Here is a 1,071-nt window from a genome sequence, read left to right on the forward strand (position 1 = left end):
TGGCTATGATGTCAGTGCCTGAGCGTCTGAGCACCCTGTGCAGCTTATCGTTGTAGGTCAGGAACTCAACGGTATAGTAAGGTTTGCCGGTATCGGTGTTATTGATATCGCCACTGGCAATGTTAACAACGGGGCGTTGTGCCAGATTGTCAGTCAATAGCAGACGAACCCCGCATCCCCCGACTCCACGGCGGCAGCGTTTTTTGCCCGACGCACTTGGATCCTTGATCCCCGTCTTCACCCCGTCGGCAGACTCAACCAGCCGGTATGTCGATGGCACAAAACCGGCAGCATCGGTTACCGGGGCTGGCGGGCTGGGCGTTGTTTTTAGTGAGCCTATGTAGTTAACCAGTTCGGGCTGATCAGGGATCTGGCGACTCAGAACATCCTTCAGTAATTCGACCTGCTGATGAGTGAATGCCTCCCTGAAGCGGGCTCTGCCATCATCAGGCAAGTTCTGGTCAAACTCACGCAATGCTCTGGCAAAGGCTTCAACACTCGGGTCATCCTGGTGCGGCAGAATGTTTTCAAAGAGCTTTTCAAGGCTCAATGAGAGTAATTCAGGCGGCTGGGTGAACAGCCATATCATCGCCTTTCTAACGTCTTCCTGACTGGTGGGTGACCTAATGGAGCCAAAATGATGTTCAAGCGTATCCCGGCTCAGCGCCGCAGTCAGTGGAACCCATTGGTAAGCAGGGTCAAAACCGACGGAATCGCCCAGTTGCCCCAGTTGTCCCGCCTGCTCAGGCCAGCCAGACCGAAACAGTGCGGCATCAACCGGCTCTATACTCTTGGCCAGACTCAGGGCATACAGCTGGCCGACGATCCTGTCGAAGAATCTGTGGTTTAGCGAAGGGTTATCCTTCATTCCAAGCTCAATGGTGACCGCCTTATCCCCGACCAGCAGCCGGGATGCCTGCAGGAGAAGTTGGGGATTTAACTGCCAGTGAAGAGGCCGGCCCGCACTCAGGTCAAGCGAGCGCTCCTTTTGGAATTGTTGACGATAGTTTTCCGGTTCCAGATCACTGAAAATTTTAACAAACTGCTCGACATCATTCCGGAAACGGTCTG

The 1,071-nt window shown here is 54.1% G+C and carries 1 protein-coding gene; it reads right to left on the reverse strand.

Annotation, left to right across the window (positions count from 1 at the left end):
* Window positions 1–1,071 (reverse strand): hypothetical protein (locus KDK19_RS10500; protein ID WP_257291901.1); only part of this gene is annotated, 1,071 nt, incomplete at both ends.

Source organism: Endozoicomonas sp. ONNA1 (assembly GCF_024606325.1).
Classification (GTDB): domain Bacteria; phylum Pseudomonadota; class Gammaproteobacteria; order Pseudomonadales; family Endozoicomonadaceae; genus Endozoicomonas_A.